The 18,555-nt window shown below is 35.0% G+C and carries 9 protein-coding genes and 2 tRNA genes; 8 read left to right on the top strand and 3 right to left on the bottom strand.

The window, feature by feature from the left end; translation table 11 throughout:
• Positions 1 to 990: 990 nt before the first annotated feature.
• Positions 991 to 1,260, top strand: a complete 270-nt coding sequence (locus ACFIJJ_RS01180; RefSeq protein ID WP_375621941.1) for a hypothetical protein — start codon at positions 991 to 993, stop codon at positions 1,258 to 1,260.
• A 319-nt stretch (positions 1,261 to 1,579) separates the two neighbouring features.
• On the opposite strand, the gene ACFIJJ_RS01175 is transcribed toward ACFIJJ_RS01180, so the two are convergent.
• A complete protein-coding gene (locus tag ACFIJJ_RS01175; RefSeq protein ID WP_375645692.1) occupies positions 1,580 to 2,791 on the bottom strand; it encodes an MFS transporter in 1,212 nt (403 codons plus the stop codon).
• 1,884 nt (positions 2,792 to 4,675) lie between these two features.
• Between ACFIJJ_RS01175 and ACFIJJ_RS01170 the strand changes: the two genes are divergently transcribed.
• The 3 genes from ACFIJJ_RS01170 to ACFIJJ_RS01160 all read left to right on the top strand — a co-directional run bounded on the left by ACFIJJ_RS01170 (position 4,676) and on the right by ACFIJJ_RS01160 (position 9,215).
• Positions 4,676 to 5,866, top strand: a complete 1,191-nt coding sequence (locus ACFIJJ_RS01170) for a hypothetical protein (RefSeq protein WP_375645704.1) — start codon at positions 4,676 to 4,678, stop codon at positions 5,864 to 5,866.
• Positions 5,863 to 7,068 (top strand): ATP-grasp domain-containing protein, encoded by a 1,206-nt coding sequence (locus ACFIJJ_RS01165; protein ID WP_375621943.1) that lies wholly within the window; start codon positions 5,863 to 5,865, stop codon positions 7,066 to 7,068. The genes ACFIJJ_RS01170 and ACFIJJ_RS01165 overlap by 4 nt, the downstream gene beginning before the upstream one ends.
• A gap of 926 nt (positions 7,069 to 7,994) precedes the next feature.
• Positions 7,995 to 9,215 (top strand): MFS transporter, encoded by a 1,221-nt coding sequence (locus tag ACFIJJ_RS01160; RefSeq protein WP_375645690.1) that lies wholly within the window; start codon positions 7,995 to 7,997, stop codon positions 9,213 to 9,215.
• A gap of 474 nt (positions 9,216 to 9,689) precedes the next feature.
• On the opposite strand, the gene ACFIJJ_RS01155 is transcribed toward ACFIJJ_RS01160, so the two are convergent.
• A tRNA-Ser gene (locus ACFIJJ_RS01155) sits at positions 9,690 to 9,779 on the bottom strand.
• Between the two features lie 285 nt (positions 9,780 to 10,064).
• On the opposite strand from ACFIJJ_RS01155, the gene rplU reads away from it, so the two are divergent.
• From rplU to ACFIJJ_RS01135, 4 genes are all read left to right on the top strand, one after another.
• Positions 10,065 to 10,541: a 50S ribosomal protein L21 gene (gene rplU / locus ACFIJJ_RS01150; RefSeq protein ID WP_375645689.1), complete on the top strand. Its 477-nt coding sequence runs from the start codon at positions 10,065 to 10,067 to the stop codon at positions 10,539 to 10,541.
• A 12-nt stretch (positions 10,542 to 10,553) separates the two neighbouring features.
• The gene (rpmA, locus tag ACFIJJ_RS01145) at positions 10,554 to 10,823 is read left to right on the top strand and encodes a 50S ribosomal protein L27 (RefSeq protein WP_375621946.1); all 270 of its coding nucleotides are present in this window, start codon (positions 10,554 to 10,556) and stop codon (positions 10,821 to 10,823) included.
• A gap of 1,435 nt (positions 10,824 to 12,258) precedes the next feature.
• A complete protein-coding gene (ptsP, locus tag ACFIJJ_RS01140) occupies positions 12,259 to 14,790 on the top strand; it encodes a phosphoenolpyruvate--protein phosphotransferase (RefSeq protein ID WP_375621947.1) in 2,532 nt (843 codons plus the stop codon).
• A 1,621-nt stretch (positions 14,791 to 16,411) separates the two neighbouring features.
• Positions 16,412 to 16,501: transfer RNA gene (locus ACFIJJ_RS01135), tRNA-Ser, on the top strand.
• Between the two features lie 341 nt (positions 16,502 to 16,842).
• Here the strand turns inward: ACFIJJ_RS01135 and pgi are convergent.
• Entirely contained in the window at positions 16,843 to 18,507 is a 1,665-nt protein-coding gene (gene pgi / locus ACFIJJ_RS01130) for a glucose-6-phosphate isomerase (protein ID WP_375645688.1), read from the bottom strand.
• Between the last annotated feature and the right edge of the window lie 48 nt (positions 18,508 to 18,555).

Below are 18,555 nucleotides of genomic sequence, written 5' to 3'. Positions count from 1 at the left end.
CACTAAAGGGCAATTCTACTTTTCAAATAAAGCGCATCAGCAAAATGGCAAGAGTGTAAAAAATAATTTTTTATAAATTTGTAAAAATACTTCTCAATAAAATAGCAGTTCTTATAAACACAAATTTATGATTTTTTTAACTTATAGCACAATGTAATAGATAACGATTATCATGATAATCTCACTCTTTGTTGCGAGATAATCTGTTTCAATATATAATTGCATATCTTTGAAAGAAATCTTTCTTAATATAATGATGCACGCTCTATAAAAAGTTCCAACGTGCTCATCTTGTCCTCTTCATAAAAAGACAAAAGTGCTATAAATGATCTTTCGTTCTTCTCGCGTATATGTCTGTTACCCTTCTATAGGAACAAAACATCGTCATTGTATTTTCACTGTTGTATAAATTTTTTAAATATCACAAATCGAAAAGAAGCTGTTTTTTAGCTTTTCTCCCACATAAACCACTGTACTTGCACTGTTGTCAACATCTTTTCCCTCAACCAACAAACATTTCAGAAATGACACTATATTAGCTTCTTTTTTAATCAATTTGTTTGTTAAGCAAAATAATTGGTATTCTACAAAAAATGAGATTATCATTCGTTATTAAAAAGTTAGACGTTTACAAACCCTGTTTGCTTATTTTAATATATTAATGGCATTGATTTAGCTGTAATTGGCAATAGAGATTTTAAGGTGTTTTGTTTATCGTCAGAATAATCCTCCTCTACGCACATTAAAAGCCTTTTGGAAATGTATTTTATGCTATAAGTTCTATAGTAAACACATTGCCACCCATATTTACAATTGAGCGCTTCAAAATCTTGGAGTAATAAAATCTTTAATAGGCATTGATTTAAAAGCGCGTATTTTGCAGAAAATTGACAAAACCATGAGGTTCGTATACATGGCAATTTTAAGTGATGATAGTGGAGTGATACTTAAAAAAGCTGCATGGAAACCCGCAACGTTGAGGAATTAAGCATGACCTCTTTATGCGATAAAGAATTGTCTGACACACTGGTTGGTCTTTATGACGACTATCAACGCGGTTTCGACATTGGAGAAGAGCTTAAATTGTGCGTGGATTTGGCGTTATCTCTTGAATTGGAACTCAGTATTCATCGTTTAAGTGAAACAGATGCTGTTTTAAAAAAAGAGATTGTGCAAACCTTGCATCGTCGTAGAAATACCCATTCCAATGAAGATGAAATTGATACAATTTTTCATATGGATTTTGAAAAACGAAAATAATACAATACTCTCCCCATATGATACGATATTACCTCAGTGCTTTACTTTCTACTACGCTTAAACAAAAAACTTTCAAGAAGATTTAAAGTGTTACGTTTTCGCCTTCTTAACAATAGTGAGATGAATTAAAGAAACGCATCAATTCTTTTAGATCATTATCAAAAAATAGAGAGTATTCTCTATTATACATCAATTTATGCTTTGTTCATTAAGCACCAACTTTTACATTTTCTCAACTCTCCTTTAAAAGCAAAATATGAAATGTGCTGCAGCGTAAATGTTTATAAAATAGCGTATATTGACCACTCTTAAACGTAATTTATTGTTTTTCATGTTTATAAAACAGCACTATGAGTATTCCAACAAACGCAACAATGCTTTGAAAAAAATATATCGATTGAGGTGATATGCTACTGTTATCGCTTGCCATAATGAGGTAGACTCCGAGGATCAAGCATCCAGAGATACCATTAAAACTTGCCTGCAATCTTCCTTGGTATTCAGGATCACAAGAGAGTTGTGATAAAGAAATCGAAAGAGCCCAACTCGAAAGTCCAAATCCAATCATAAAGTAAACAGGAAAAACAACAAAATTGTGTGTATTAACAGATAGAATAGCGAGGCCAATAGCCATAAAAGCTAATAAAATGGCTAATGTTTTCCTGATAGATAAAACTTTACAAAGAAGTGGTGAAAAAAACGCACCTGTCAATACGCCCATAGAATAAAGCACCTCAAATATTGCAAAGATACTGCTATCTGCATGTAAAACCTCTTGTATATAAGGAACGAGAATAACAGGAATGGTCATCAAAAGAGTCATAATAATCATCTGGCTTATATAAGGTACAAAAAGAGCCGGATTCTGTTTAAAATAATGAAGGGATGCTGTATAATTTTCCCACCAATTTTGCTGGTTTTGATTTTTAGATCTTCGGTTTTTAGGTACCTTCATTGCAAAATTAAATAAACCAGCAAGGATAAAGAATATACCACCTATTAGAAGAGTTCCTTTTATTCCTGCATAGGCGAGTATCAATCCACTTAAGCCCATACCTACGATTGTGCCAAGTTCATAAACCATATCGATGGTCGCATTTGCATTGATGAGCTGTTCCTTCAGCACAATACTTTGAATTAAAGAAATAGCTGATGGCATATAAAAAGGGATAAAAATACCCAAAAGAGCAGATAAGACCATCAATTCAATTTCTATACCAAAATGCCAAAGCATTACCCAGCTTACGATTACCAAACCTCTCACAAGATTTGAAATAATAATCTGCGTTTTACGATTATATTTATCTGCCAATATGCCAAAAATAGGCGCAAAAATAATGCCAGGCGTCCAAAGAAAAAGCATCATCAACGCTACACCACGGATTGAGCCCGTCTGATTGTAAGCGAGCCATGACAATGTAATATAATTTAGTCCACTTCCAAATGTAGCAAATAAGCCGCTCAAAGTAAAATAGAGAAAAGTTCTATTTTCAAATAAAGCAATGCGTTCCTTCAAATTTGAAGTGAACATAAACTATCCTTTAAAATAAATACCAGTTGATATGCATCATACATCCTGTTTAAAAACATGCATTCTTACAATTTTCATTTTAGATCATTAAATTTAAGAAAACAAAATTTCTTTTTTGAGACTTTTACAATTTTCGCGCTGATGTATAATTAATTCTTCTATGAAAAAAACATTTATGCACAAAAACAAAATTAATATTTTATGTGCGTTTTATTCAGAAGCTACACCTTTATTATGTAAAACAATTTTACGGTATGGAAGCTTCACTCACATTATTGTCCTTATTATTCCGTGCACTAAAATATGCTCGAGTATATCCTTCCATGTCGTTCTTCTATCACCACACTTTGGCTCTAAAAGAATAAACACACTATTATCCTCACGATAAATATTGATAACTTTTCTACTCCCCTTCTCTAAATCTTTTAAAACAAACCCATTACAGTTAGTTTTCCAAATAATTTTTTTCAATAAAAGAGAGTTTTTCTTCGTATTTTAAGTTTAAACTATTCCTTTTCTGCAACCGCTCCAGTACTGTAGTGGGCGATAAATGAAGATAAAATATAATATGGGGTCTTGGAATAGATTGAATTTAATTTAACGACACTTTCAAAAGAAAGCTCTCGAGCATAAAAATAAGCAAGACTAGAATAAACAGATCAATCGCTAATTAATAAATTTTGCAATGAAGCTAAGGAAGGTTCAATAATTTCAAGCGTATGTTTGCGTCTATCTGTCTTGCTAAGAGTGCTAAAAGCAACGGATCAGTTGCTTTTCCATTATCTAAATATCTCTAATTTATGGATTATTTCTATACTAAGAACTGTGTTAAAAATTTGTATTATATGTTTTTCTGTTGAGTAATGACGAGAAATTTCTTTGAAGAACCATATGGAGTTATAAACTTTTTTTCAAGATACATTCTGTCTATATACTCTCCATAAGTTAAATTGTTTTTTGTCTAAAATCTTTTAATGTTCAATAAGGTGTTTTTTAACTCGTCTCTAAACAGAAAAACACAATACTCCCGCATTTGTATAACTTATTAACTTTATGATAAATGGCGATATATAGACTTAGTTTTAAGATAAGGTTATATTTTAGACAACTTAAAATGAGATTAAGTATTTGTAAAAAATATATTTTTTGTTCACACTCCATAACCTTCCATTTTCTAATGAATTCTAGTAGAATTTCTGAGGATTACTCCTATAGCGTCGTGTAAGCGTATAAAAATGAGTTCGATCTAGATATATTATTGCCCCTAAGGGCTGAGACTGGATGCCGCTCCATAGGAATTTAATGAAATCAACTCTATCTTTTCTCAAACCACTGCCCTCACTATAAGCATTTGATATCCAATCCCGTCAAAAAGCAGCAGAGCAATTCTCAGAAAACATCGCTGAGATATTGAAATATGTCTTGCAAAAGCGTTTGAATCAAATGTTTCACTATATCTTTCGGTATATTCATAAACTGAAACTAAGAATATTATAATAAGCCTTCAAATAACGAAGTTTATTGTCACAACAACATCTAACAACGGTCAAAAGAAAAACCTCAACCTTGAGTATAAACAAAATCAACTTGAAAGCGCAAAATATATCTCTAGGACATAGTTATATTCGTTATCTGGCTTTCCCCTTATTGGCAAGCCTCCCGCAACAGACGCAGTAAAAATACCAACCTCTATCGCTATTCATTCTCCTGAATAATAAGCTATCACTACCATAGACATCAGCGTTCAAATTTTCCCTACCAAAAAACTTGACGTGCCCAGTAATATGTGTGTGTATTTATTATTTGTAAACATGTATGCTGATTTATAATACTGTGTGTTTTTAAGAGATTCTGAAATGGGGGGATAATGTGCACAAACAACTGATGTTTCGGTTTTATGGGCTTGTTGTCCTGCTGTATCTTTCTGATATGGTTTTATTTTTAAGTAATCTGTGGAATGCTTATCGCATAACATCCTCATCGGTTTTCCTAGGCGTAACCATGGCCTTGGGAACTCTTATGCCCTATCTTTTGAAAAAAAGCGGACTTGTGCGCATTAAAGCCTCACTGCGGTTGGTCGATTTATACAAAAGGCGGATCATTATCTATAGCCTTCTTTTATTGATTGCTCTTTTCCATTACGCTGATTCCCCCTTTGGTTTTATTGCTGTCTCTATCTCTATCGGCTATCTCTCTTTGATTACCTTAAGCACACTCGAGACTTATAATACTAAACTAGCACTTAGTGGTTATATTAGCGCCCAAAAGGCTTCCCGCATTATGCAAACAGTGGTGCAAATTGGTGCATTTTTGGGAGCAGCACTGAGTGGTTATCTCTTAGAAGCGACCAGCCCTCGAGGGGCAGCAGCTGAAATCGGTTATAATGGTTTGATTGTGACACTTTGTGTGTTTGACATCATTATAAGCCTTATAGCCGGATATATTATCTTTTGCGATGAATATAACGCTACAGATACCACAGCACTTACAACTGGTAAGAAGCCAGCACCTACACCGCAAGCGGATGGGCTCTCCCGTGAGCTTAAACTTTTATGCGTCTGCATAGGACTTATTGGCTTTCATATTTGCGCTTATAATACGCTGGCAACTATTCTTTTTCAGAGTGTGAAAAATTTTGGTTCTGAATATTATGGGCTTTGCAGTGCGGTTGCAGGCGTGGGCGCTTTTTTGGCTGCTTTTATCAAAATCCCTCGTTTTGAATTTATTCTCCCAGCCCTTATGTTGAGCATGGCTGATCTTATTTTTAGCACCACACAATCGCCCTATTTGGCTGTGGTCTTTTGCTTTTTTATTGGCTTTTCAATGAATACCATGCGAATTAATGCCCGCAAACATACGATTGAAGCAACCAAAACAGAGGCTCAAGCAGAGCTGGTGGGAAGCTATAGCGGTATGCTTTATACTCTCTCCCAGTCGGCAGGTTATGTTATCCTTGGTCTTCTTACAAGCTCTGCCCTTATGGGACCTCAAGCAGCTGTTTATCTTCTACCCCTTATAGGGCTAATAATCTTTATTTATGTTCTTTTCCTTTTATCACAGCGGAACAAAGTATGAGAAAACCTATTCTTATTGTCGACCCTTTCTCCACTGGTGCCCTCTATGGCCCTGCTTTGAAAAAATTAGGCTATGCTTGTTATGGTGTTGTCTCTCAAGCAGCTCCTTTTTCACACTTTATGCTTTCTTATCAGGGAAAGGGCATGGCAGAAGCGAAGCTTCATAGTGTCGATGAGATAAAGAAACGCTTTCCTATCGGCACGATAGAGGCTGTAATAGCGGGTGCCGAAAGAGGTATCTATTGTGCAGAGCAATTGGCGGCTTATTATGGTTGTCTTGGGAATAACCCCTTGACTACCGATTGGCGACGGAAAAAAGCAGCGATGCAAAAACGTCTTTGTGAAAATGGTTTATCTTACATCCGATCAAAAATTCTTACAAAAAACGATTGTACTCTCGATGGTTTTGAAAGCCACAGCGGCTATGTGGTAAAGCCAAATGATTCTGCAGGGAGTGATGGTGTTTTGTTTTTCTCTAATCTTGAGGAAGTATTAACGTGGACCTCTGAAATCGACTGGAAGAAAAAAAATGTTTTTGGCGCACCTAACGAGGCCTATTTGCTCCAAGAAAGATTGGAGGGAGAGGAATACATCGTTGACGCCGTTGTAAAGGGAGAGGCTATAAAAATATGTAGTTTGTCACGATATAAAAAAGGTATTCATAATGGAAGTGCTTTTGTTTATGAATCGCTTGATGTGCTTGATGCTCAAGATCCCTCTTATGCCCCTCTTATCTCTTATGCAAAACAATGCATTCGCGCGCTGGGAATTGAATATGGACCTGCGCATATGGAAATCATGCAAACAGCTCGTGGTCCAGTGATGATTGAAGTAGGAGCCCGCCTCCACGGAGGAATTGCACCCACCTTGTTCACGCATTGCTATGAAGATGGTTTACTTGAAAGCTCCGTTAACCTTATTGCAGGCGTGTTTTCGCAAACACCAAGTCGCTTTAAGAAAAAAGGGCGTATTATCTTCCTTATCAACGAGATCGACAGTCATATTATAAAAGATGTTAATGTATGGCGGCAAAAGCTTCATTCTTGGGAAAATGTGGTTCATTTTATGCTCTTTTTTAAAGAAAACGAGCCCCTCCCCCTAACCATCGATTTAAATACCTGTCCAGCTATTATAGCAATTTGGGGACACAGTGATGATGAATTATCAGCTTTGGAGAGGATCATTCGTAGCAATTTCTTATAAAATACAGCAAGGGGGAGAAAAACATGGATTCAGAAGCGCAATCAATTGAAAATATAGACAAATATTAAAAATGGAAGCAAGTCATTTTTAAAGAATTCAATGCAACCATGAATAACAAAAACAGACCTTTTCCTTGTCTATTCGGGATAAATGAATACCCAAAAAACATGCTTAGATTTAGGCTCACAAAAAGTTGACCGCAAAAAGTACTATAGAAAACCTTATAAATTATTGCGATAACTATAAGAGCTTTGGAAAAAACATCTTTTATTACTTTCGAATCCCCCCATACAAAAAAGTTGAAGTTTATAGAGAGAATTTTGGGTCCATACTTAAAGATTTTCAAACGCTTGACAACAGAAAAGGCCCAAGTATATACTTCAAAATATGGATAGCCCTCTATGAAAATTCTGCTTTCATGGCGAACCTATATCCATAGTTTGCAATACACTATCTCATATAAACAGAATAAGTAGAAAAATTTCTATATTTATTTGACTTTCAAGCCCAGATGGTTTTTTCTCATTTGCTCAGTACAGAACAAAAAGAAAAAAATGTCTCCATTGTAGAAAAAAACTTGAACCTTTTGATATTATTATAAAATCCACCTTTTTATGGGAATATGACAATCCAAAGAATAAAGAATGGATGCAATATTTCTTACAGGATAATAGTACTGCCCCCCACCTTGCCCATATCTTACAATGGAGTACAATAATGACTAAGTTTCCTAGAATTAAACAAAAGTATATATAATGATTCTACAAAGTATAGAATTCATGCTGATAGATGCCTTGCAAAAATAAATACCTACAACGCATTTGAACTCAAATTTTATGAAAAACTCGAATTTAGTACTGAACCATATTCGACAATGGAGAAAATCATAAAATGGCTTGAATCCCTGTTTGAGAGAGAGAAAGTTATTGCGTAATTCTGTTTTTCTTATGATTGTGATTGGTTGTTTGACGAGTTTTTGTGCTAGTGGTGTATTATCTATTGGCCTTTCTTTGTTACAATTCCAAGATACAACGGGAGAAGCGTCTGCTACTTTAAATGTTGTTAATTTAATCGCAATTGGAATTGCTGGCTTATGTTTGGGAAACGTGTTGGCGCACTATCAAGGCTTTATAATTGGGTTTTATAGTCAAATTATTTGCGCTTGTTTATTATCTTTCTTATTATTTATGAACAATCCGGTGCTTATTTTATTTGTATTTTTTTTACTTTCTCTCTTGATGGGGGCAGATAACCCAAATAACAATAGTGCCTTGAATCAGCTGGTTCCCGCTCCCAAACAAAAAGCTGGAATTTTTGCATTTTACACTAGTTGCTGTCAGTTTTTTGTTATTATATCCCCATTGCTTATATATTTTATAATTGCGCATTTGGGGCACAAAATAGCCATAGCCTTTATTGTATTTATCTATCTTTTGAATGCCTGCTTATGGTTTCGTATAAAGTCTATACAACAACTAAACAGAGTAAAAGAGCTATTAAAAAAGCCATCTCAAAAAGCTTATGGAGTTGGTTTTAGATGCCTTTGGCGGATTTCTGCGTTGCGGTTTTTAACGATTAATCGTATTTTGAATAATTCTCTCTATACGGGGCCTATTGTTTTATTGCCACTTGTTCTTGCTTCTATAACATCAGATAATATAAAATTTACAGCTATTCAAAATTCTATTTTTTCTTTGTCAGCACTGGGTTTTGTGATCAATGGTCTTATCTCATCTTATTATTTACGGAAATTTCCATCTTTAATTCGTTTTTTTGTATGGGGAACACCGGCTTTTGCCGTGATCGCAATCTCTTTTGTTTTATATTTAAATTTTACTCAATATTCCCTTTATATTATGGGGTTTTTATTAGGTATTGGGCAATTTTATTTTAGGATATCGGGAATAACAATTGGACAAGCTATCACACCTAGTGAAAATTTAGCCGAGGTGATTTTGGCAGGCGATGCCAGTGTACGCATCATAACAGCTTTATTCTCTATTGTGCTTTTATATGCAGGAAAATTTTTTTCATTTTCTATATTATACGTCCTATGTGTATTTATAGGCTTTTGCGCCCCTTTATTTATTTTGCACGGACTATCTATTTACATACAAAGCTTAAAGATAAAAGAAAGCGCCGCATGAATGATATTCAATTATTATATTACGTCAGCCTTTTTTTGATTATCGTATAGATAAAAATGTTGTACAAATATTCATGACATTAATTTTCAATAAGCACATTGCGTGAGAAAAGCTGAGGTGTTCGTTACCTCTCATGTGGATAAAACGCATTTAGCCCGTTAATCAACGAAATTGCAAATAGCACTATGATCACCATTAATTCTAAAAGCTCTACCAGAAGTTAGTGATAATGGCAAAAATCCTTTAATGATATTTGAAGAGATCGTTTATGCTAGATCAGGTTATCTAAAGATCGAGAGAAGAGGAGCTTAGAAATTATAAAATTTATGGAAATTCAATAGTAATTTCTAAGTGTACATAATGACAGGCATAGCTCGGCGCGAACTAGTCAATTTCAAACAATAAAAAATCCTGCAAATGCTGAGCTTTTTAAACTATGTCATATCAAGCATATGAAAGTTCGTTTTAAATTAATGGCGGAGAGAGAGGGATTCGAACCCCCGATAGAGTTGCCCCTATGCCGCATTTCGAGTGCGGTGCTTTCAACCACTCAGCCATCTCTCCATAATAAAGCGAAACAAAAATCGGCACTATTTGAGTATATAAGGGGTAGATAACCTTCAATTGTTTTTGGTACAACCTTTTTTTCTTTTTTATGGGACTTTATTGACAGAGAATAGAAATTCCTTCATATATACAAAATATAAGCGTGGGGAAATCTGCGCATATTTGTGTTGAAGAAGGTTTTAACCTTCTTCAAGATCTATTACGACTGATAAAAAGCAGCCTATTTTCCCTTATTTTAAGGCAGAAATTAAATAAGAGCTGGAGTGAACGGAAGGATAAAAAATGTTCGCAGTCATTAAAACTGGTGGTAAGCAATACCGCATTGTTGCTAATCAAGTGGTAAAAGTTGAAAAAGTTAGTGGAAATGCGGGTGATGTTGTTGAATTCAATGACATATTAATGATTGGGCAAGAAGGTAATGCAGTTATTGGTACCCCAGTCGTTGCTGATGCATTGGTGACAGCTGAGATTTTAGAACAGACACGTGGGCGCAAGGTTATCGCATTTAAGAAGCGCCGTCGTCAAAATTCTAAACGCACGCGTGGCCATCGTCAAGAATTTACGAGGCTTCGTGTTTTAGAAATTTTAATGGGTGGTTCAAAACCTAAAAAAGCAGCTGCGAAACCGATAAAAGAAGAAGCAACTGCCCCAAAAGAAACAAAAGCAGCTGCTGTTGAGAAGACAGTTAAAAAAACGGCTGAAAAAAAGACTACGTCGCAGAAGAAAGCGTCTGTAGCGTCAAAGAGTAAGAAAGATTAAAGGAGAGCGTCTATGGCACATAAAAAAGCTGGTGGTTCCTCGCGTAATGGTCGCGATTCAGAATCGAAACGTCTAGGCGTTAAAAAATTTGGTGGTGAAACCGTTATTGCCGGAAATATTATTATTCGCCAGCGTGGTACACGTTGGCATCCTGGCAACAATGTCGGCATTGGAAAAGATCATACGCTTTTTGCATTATCAAATGGCAAGGTTTCTTTTCAACGCAAAGCGGGTAATCGTTCCTACGTTTCAGTCATTCCTATGGTGGAGGCAGTAGAGTAATCTGTAACACTCTCTAGCAATCAACAGGATTTCATTGAATTATAGTTGTGGTTTTATAAGTATTAAAAGGGAAAGATAGAGTCTCATCTTTCCCTTTTTGCGTTGGTACTATAATAAATGTAGAAGATATACGAAAAAGGTAGAATTGAGGAAATGGCTTTTCTCAATGAAGGAAAAAGTTTGTGCGATGTTATGTTAGTATTTAGTACTGAACATATTGATATTATGATAGAATTTGTTGATAAATTTCTGTATAATAATAGTGAGAGAGACTTTCTTTTTATGTATGAAGAAGTGTCTAGTGATTTCTTATAAGAGAAGCAGTTTGTTTTCAGAAAATTATGAGAAATTTAATGAGAGCATTCTTTATGTAATCATTTTGATAAAGATGGGGCTTTTTATCGGCATTGTGGTATTGATGAGTTGTCATACTGTTTTTAGGTGGTAGTGTGGATAGGTGGGACTATTCATTTAAAAAGACATAGGGATAAAAAATCCATAAGAAGGCAGCCAAAACTACTTTGAAAGTGACGTGCATTAAGGGGCTTTCGGTAAATCGAGAGTGAAATTATATTTTTAAGGAGGACGGTGTTTAAAGATATAAAAATAACCAACGTGCAATCAGCGCCCTTCAAGAATATTTTTTCTGATTTCACTATTATTGTGTATTGTTGAAAATAAATAAGCATAAGAGCTAGGGTTAAGGCAATAATTACTTTTCATTTTTGTACTTTATTTATCTCAGTTATCGAAATATCTAGAAAATAAGATGATTTGTAGAATTTTTCTTGATTTTAGTAGTTGGTGATGGTGCTTGGGGGATGTTCGTACTTTGCAAATGTGCGACAGAGGGCATTGTGTATTTTCGATATTGATTGAAGTAAAGGTGTAGCTTAAAATACATAAATATTATATATTGAGGGTTTGATATCATAAGATGGGCAGCACGGAATTTTAAAGATGGTAAGTTGCATGGAGCAATTTGTAATTATGTCATGAATTTATAAAGAGGGATAATAGGTTAAATAAACTTTGAGGAATCAATTAAAATATTAGCTGAAGTTACGGATGATTGGGAAGTATGCTTTCTTGTAAGAAGAATAATGAAAAGTTATGTTGAATAACTTAGGATAATGAGAGCATTTTGAAAACATAGTTTTTCAGGTGATTGGTGCTGTAAAAAACGGGGTTTTGTCTTTGTAAAGTAAAAGAGTAAGAGGCAGACTTACTTATGATGATTTTAAGCACTTCGCTAGGTAATAATATCCAATTGTTTTATCGGTTATATTGAGGTATCTAAGCACCTCACTTAGCTATATTCCGTAAAATATAAATAAAGCTGTGGTGGTATTTATAGATTGTATTTTGGGAAATGCAGCTTTGAAAAGGAATGTGTCAGAGATATTGGTGTTCAAATGTGAGGCAATTTGAATTCATGATGAGATATGAGAAAGCAGAAGCAATGAATGTAGATTTTGCTGATGGTGAAATCTTGTCTATAAGATCTGTACAACTTGCAGCTGCTTTTGATCATAAAAATGATGCAATTTATGCTGCTGCTGAATTGCTTGTGCAGGTTGGTGCAGTTGATAAGTGTTATCTGGCAAGCATGCTTGCACGTGAAGAAACAACCAATACTTGGCTTGGAAATGGTATAGCCATTCCTCATGGTATGGCTGAAAATCGTGATTTAATTATCAAGGATGCTGTTGCTGTTATACAGGTTCCTGCTGGTGTTGAGTGGCATGATGGAAAAAAAGCACATTTGGTTATTGCCATTGCAGCGTGTCCAGATCGCTATAGAGAAATTTGTAAGAAATTGACGTCTCTTTTATTTGATAAAAAACAGCTTGAAGTACTTGCAACAACTATGGACAAACAGCAAATTGTTACAACTTTGTTTGACCAAGATATGAAGATAGAAAAAACTTTTATTGGTGACCTTTCGGTGTGTCAGGAATGGACTTTAGATTATCCAAGTGGTCTTCATGCACGACCAGCTTCTCTTTGGGTTGATTTTGCAAAAAAGGCTCAAAATTCTATCAGAGTTCGCCATGGTCAATATACCGTTGAAATGAAAAATTTGGTTGGTTTATTGCAATTAGGAGCAAAAAACGGTGATGTTCTGATTTTTTCTACAGATGCTGCAGAAGGAACACAACTTCTCAATGATGCCATTGCTATTGCGAAAAAAGTGAGTATTAGTGAAAAATGTCTGATGAGAGCAATGGAATCTCAAACAAAGGCTTTTCATGGTTGGTATCCACGCTCTATGCAAAAAGGCATTTCTGGTGTTGGAGCGAGTTCAGGATTAGCATTTGGTAAGATTTTTGTTTTAAGGCAAAATGATATTTCCATAATAGATCAGCCAATTGATTTTGCAGCTGGTGCAGCATGTCTTGAAAATGCTCTTACAAAAACAAAACATAAAATGGCATCTGTGATTTCTGATATTACAGTGCGTATGGGAGCAGATTCTGCTGCGATTTTTTCTGCGCAAATGGTTTTGCTTGAAGATGAAAATTTAATAGCTCAAGCTTGTCGTTTTATAGCGGAAGGTCATGGTGTCGCTTGGTCTTGGGATAGAGCGGTTCGTCAATTTTCAGATATGTTTTTTAAGGTAGATAATCCTTTGTTAGCAGCACGTGCTGTTAATTTAGTTGATGTTGGTCGACGTGTTTTAGGTGAAATCAATCCATCCTATAAATCGTTCTTTTTAAATGATATTCCACATGGTGTAATTCTGGTTACAAATGACCTTTCTCCTTCTGATGTAGCACAACTTGATTGTACAAGGGTAAAAGGATTAGCAACAGCATGGGGAGGTCCATTATCTCATACAGCTATTTTGGCGCGTACTCTTGGTATTCCAATGGTGGTTGCTGCAGGTGATGATATTTTAGCGATTCAGTCTGATATTCAGGCTATTATTGATGGCGATAACGGATTTATTTACCTTGATCCTACGCTTGAAGACGTTGAAGATGCTCAAAGGCATATTGATACTGTTGCGCAAAAACGTGTCAGTGAAATAAGTGCGTGTAGATTACCAGCGCAAACGATAGATGGTCAAAGAATTCGTATCATGGCTAATGTCAACTACGCAAATCAGGTTCCTGTTGCGCTTGATTTGGGGGCTGAAGGTGTTGGACTCATGCGCACGGAATTTTTGTTTTTAGAGAATCCATATATTCCGGATGAAGAGCTACAATTTAATATATATCGGGCGATGATTACAGCTGTAGGAGATAAGCCATTAATTATTCGTGCGCTTGATATTGGTGGAGATAAACAGGTTACGCATTTACATTTATCTAAAGAGGACAATCCTTTTTTAGGTGTTCGAGGAACGCGGCTTTTGTTACGTCGACGTGATCTTTTGGTTCCTCAATTACGTGCTTTATATCGAGCAGCAAAAGAGGGCGGAGATCTATGGATTGTGTTTCCGATGGTCATGTCTGTTTCAGAGATTGTCGCTATAAAAAAGATTGCAGAGGAAATCCGCAACGATATTGATGCACCAAAATTAAAACTTGGTATTATGATCGAAGTTCCAGCAGCGGCTATTATGGCAGATGTATTAAGCGCCTATGTTGATTTTTTTTCAATTGGAACCAATGACCTAACACAGTATACAATGGCTGTTGATCGGCAAAATCCGTACCTTGTGTCTGAAGCTGATAGCCTTGATCCAGCAGTTTTGCGTATGATTTATCAGACTATTCAGGGAGCTGCACAACATAAGTGTTGGGTTAGTGTATGTGGTGGTATGGCTGGAGATCCTTTTGGTGCAATGATTTTGACTGGATTGGGAATTCATGAGCTTTCTATGATATCTTGCGATATTTCTCCAGTAAAGGCGTGTTTACAGACTCATAGTTTTGAAGATATGAAAATTTTAGCACAAAAAGCATTACAATGTGAAACTGCACGAGCTGTACGTGCTCTAAGCAAGGATATAAGGTGATAAAGAACATTAAGGGAAAAGAACGAGCTCATTTTGCACAGTAATCAGATCTTTAGTGCTGTAAAACATTATCCTTTAAGACGATTATTAACAACATATTAATTTATAATGGTAATTTATCGTTTTACATAATGAGAGCTCTAAATATCGTAAGGTTTGTTCGTTTTAAATTTCTCTATATTCAATTAATAAAAATTATTCTTTTATACATTACAAGGAGGAGTAATGTATGGATAAAAACACTTTAGGAAAGAATAAATGCCTTTTATGCATTCTCTTAAATAGCAGGGGATGTTGTAACATTAGGGGATAAATAGCGTGATCGTACTTGGCTTTTCCTTTTTATTTAAGAAAAGATGATGCTATCCAATAAATTTTATACCACTCATAGACACCGTATGAGGTAGATGTGACAAGCTTTAAGAGATGTTTTTTAACAAACGTGTGGATGAGAAAAAAATATATTTTTAGAGTATTCTGTTTTGTTATGAGACCATATCCCACTTAAAGAATGCGATAATCAAAAGTATGAAGTAATACGTACTCTCTTTTAAATAATGGAGACTACTTTAGATATTTTGAAAACTGTAAAGCTGAATTTAAAAATATATGGTAAAAATGAAAACAGGTTTGCATTTTTATGATTTTGTATTTGACCAAAATGAGACTATTTTTTCATTTCAGAAAATAAGATATATTCATACATATTAAATTAAAAATGCAAAGTTTTTTTGTCTGAATTTTATTTTCTTTAGTATCAACTAAATATAGAAGTGTGACATTGAATAGAGGATTTAGAGTAGAGCTTATTATGTAATCCTATGAAAGAGAAGACTGACACCATCACACTATTTTACAACTCTCAATGTTGCAAAAATTCGTGCTATTTAAAAAAATGCATAAGAGGCACTTATCCTCTCTTAAAATGTTCTTCCCCCACATATCATCCCTTCCTATGACGCATAAGCAAGTGATTTTAATTCATTCAATATGAAAGGGGGTCTGATGAGAAAAATTTACGATATTCGAGGTTTTTATGATGTGTAAACGATAATTTATCATTATAAGTCAATATATTATATATTGTCTTAAACATAAAAGTGATTAGCAGGTAGATCTCATTTCAAGAAAGAGTTGTTTGTAATCAAAGTTATAGTGATTAAGGACTTTCATCCTTGGAGACAAGAAGGAGGTTGAAAATGATTTTATTGAAATGAAATTTATTATCTGAATAAACAATTTTAATATTAGGGATATAAGAAGTTTATATCGTTATTATTCTATTTATTATTAGGGTAATCAATGGTGTGAAGCGAGAGGTATTTAATGATTTGGTTATGTAAAACCATGGATTGTATGCCAATTTTAAGAGAAGTATTTTTTTGTGAAGCAGAAAGTGCGTAAATGAGCATGAAAGTTTATAACTGGTGACAATTTTTTTATTCCCATTATTGTATTCTACAAACCTATCCACGAAAAAAGTTTTTTCTTAAAAAGAAGGGATGTGCTTGTTATTCAACAGATATAAGCTATTACTTTAATAAATGAATTTGTTTTTTGGGTTTTGAATGTGTAGTTTAGACTTGCACGTTATTTCTTTCTGGGTATAGTGCAAACTTCTGGAGAGGTGGCCGAGTGGTTGAAGGCGCACGCCTGGAACGCGTGTATATGGGAAACCATATCGAGGGTTCGAATCCCTCTCTCTCCGCCACAGTTTATAAAGCGATATTATTAAAACTGTCTTTAATCGTAGCTTGCCGGTTGTAGATTGCCAGCGGGTTTTGTATAATTTGACACTAGTTTTTGTACCAATTTATTTTTTTTCAAAGAGTTTTAAAGGTGTTCTCAAAGGGTCTTCAAAGACCACTCAAAGGTCTTTATCGTTTTGCGAATAAATTCTCATTTTTACAATTTTTACACTTTTTTGATTTTCTGTTATATAAATCTAATCCAGATAATAAGAGAACGCATAGTAAAATTAAAGAATTATCTCATATTTCTTTCTCATTCTACTTTTGCTTAGTTAGTACAAAAACTACTGTAAAATTATATTTATTTTGCACGTCTTGCCTGAATATGTGCCAGCAACCCTAATGTTGAACTATCACGATTATCCGCTTTACTTTCTCCACGAAGAATTGGTAGTAACTCGTTTGCTAATTCTTTACCAAGTTCAACACCCCATTGATCAAATGAATTAATATTCATTAAAATCCCTTCAACAAAAGTACGATGTTCATAAAGCGCAATAAGACGACCGAGTGCAAAAGGTGTTAATAAATCTTGAACCAGCGTAATACTGGGACGGTTTCCTTTAAAACTTCTATGAAGTGCTAAATGATCTGCCTCACCCTCATCAACTCCATTTTTTATCAAGATATGCCGAGCATCTTCAATACTACGCCCCTTCATCAATGCTTTTGATTGTGCCAAACCGTTTGCTAGCAACATCTCATACATAGAATGTAAATTTTTCTCATGCCCTTTTATAAACAAAATAAATTCTACAGGAATAATATCTGTTCCTTGATGCAGAAGCTGAAAAAAAGCATGTTGACTATTTGTTCCTGAAGCCCCCCAAACAATTGGACCACTTGAAAAACTTAATGGTTTTCCATCCAGCGAGACTTGCTTACCATTTGATTCCATATCAAGCTGTTGTAAATAAGCTGGAAAATGTATTAAACGCTGTGCATAAGGAATAATCGAACGTGATGAATAACCACAAATAACACGGTGCCAAAACCCTAAAAGAGCAAATCGAATAGGAATATTTTTATGCAAAGGCGCTATTTTAAAATGTTGGTCCATCTGCAAGGCGCCTTTCAGAAATTGGCGAAAATTCTGCCCTCCTATTGCTAACATAACAATAAGACCGATAGCTGACCAAATTGAATAACGCCCTCCAACCCAATCCCAAAATTTAAAAACTCTTGTGGAATCTATGCCGAATTCTGCCACTTTATCAAGAGCACTTGAAACAGCAACAAAATGCGTACAAACGGCTTCTTCTCCTAAATGTGAACAAATCCACTGACGTGCAACTTGAGCATTTACCATTGTTTCAGCCGTTGTAAAAGTTTTAGAAGAAATGATAAACAGCGTTGTTGCTGGATTTAAAACAGAGAGAATATCAGAAATATGCGCACTGTCAGCATTAGAAACAAAATGACACTGTGGACCATCATGATAAGGTTTTAAGGCGTATGTGACCATTACAGGACCAAGATCAGAACCACCAATACCAATATTGACAATATCACTTATTCTCTCGCCACTGCTTCCCTTATAGCTGCCATCACGCACCTTTTCAGAAAATCTTTCCATATCTTCAAGGACGTCTTGAATATCACGAATAAGATTATGACCATCCAACATGAAAATTTCAGCAGCAGGTAAACGTAATGCAATATGAAGAACTGAGCGTTTTTCCGTTGTATTAATCGCCTTACCAGAAAACATTGCATCACGCCGGCCTAACACATCTGCTGCGACCGCTAAATCATCTAAAAGTTGCAATGTTTTAAATGTCACCCCACATTTTGAAAAATCGAAAAGAAGATCATCAAGTCTGAGGGAAAAATGGGAAAAACGCTGTTCATCTTCTACAAAATGCCGACGAATATCATAAACCCCATCCTTTGCGGCATGGTTTCTTAAAGCTTTTAATGTGGCTTCAAAAGCCTTTTCATTTCGAATCGAAAAGCTATCTCCCATAAGGTTATCCTATACAGTTATTGATAATGAAATCTATGCCCAAACAAT

This window comes from Bartonella sp. TT29SHDZB (genome assembly GCF_042193395.1).
GTDB lineage: Bacteria > Pseudomonadota > Alphaproteobacteria > Rhizobiales > Rhizobiaceae > Bartonella.
This window is presented reverse-complemented; position numbering and strand designations above follow the sequence as displayed.

Excerpts from the sequence above, each read along its gene's own strand:
- rplU (WP_375645689.1), top strand. The coding sequence starts at position 10,065 with ATGTTCGCAGTCATTAAAACTGGTGGTAAGCAATACCGCATTGTTGCT.
- ACFIJJ_RS01180 (WP_375621941.1), top strand. The coding sequence starts at position 991 with ATGACCTCTTTATGCGATAAAGAATTGTCTGACACACTGGTTGGTCTT.
- ACFIJJ_RS01165 (WP_375621943.1), top strand. The coding sequence starts at position 5,863 with ATGAGAAAACCTATTCTTATTGTCGACCCTTTCTCCACTGGTGCCCTC.
- ptsP (WP_375621947.1), top strand. The coding sequence starts at position 12,259 with ATGATGAGATATGAGAAAGCAGAAGCAATGAATGTAGATTTTGCTGAT.
- rpmA (WP_375621946.1), top strand. The coding sequence starts at position 10,554 with ATGGCACATAAAAAAGCTGGTGGTTCCTCGCGTAATGGTCGCGATTCA.
- ACFIJJ_RS01170 (WP_375645704.1), top strand. The coding sequence starts at position 4,676 with ATGTTTCGGTTTTATGGGCTTGTTGTCCTGCTGTATCTTTCTGATATG.
- pgi (WP_375645688.1), bottom strand. The coding sequence starts at position 18,507 with ATGGGAGATAGCTTTTCGATTCGAAATGAAAAGGCTTTTGAAGCCACA.
- ACFIJJ_RS01175 (WP_375645692.1), bottom strand. The coding sequence starts at position 2,791 with ATGTTCACTTCAAATTTGAAGGAACGCATTGCTTTATTTGAAAATAGA.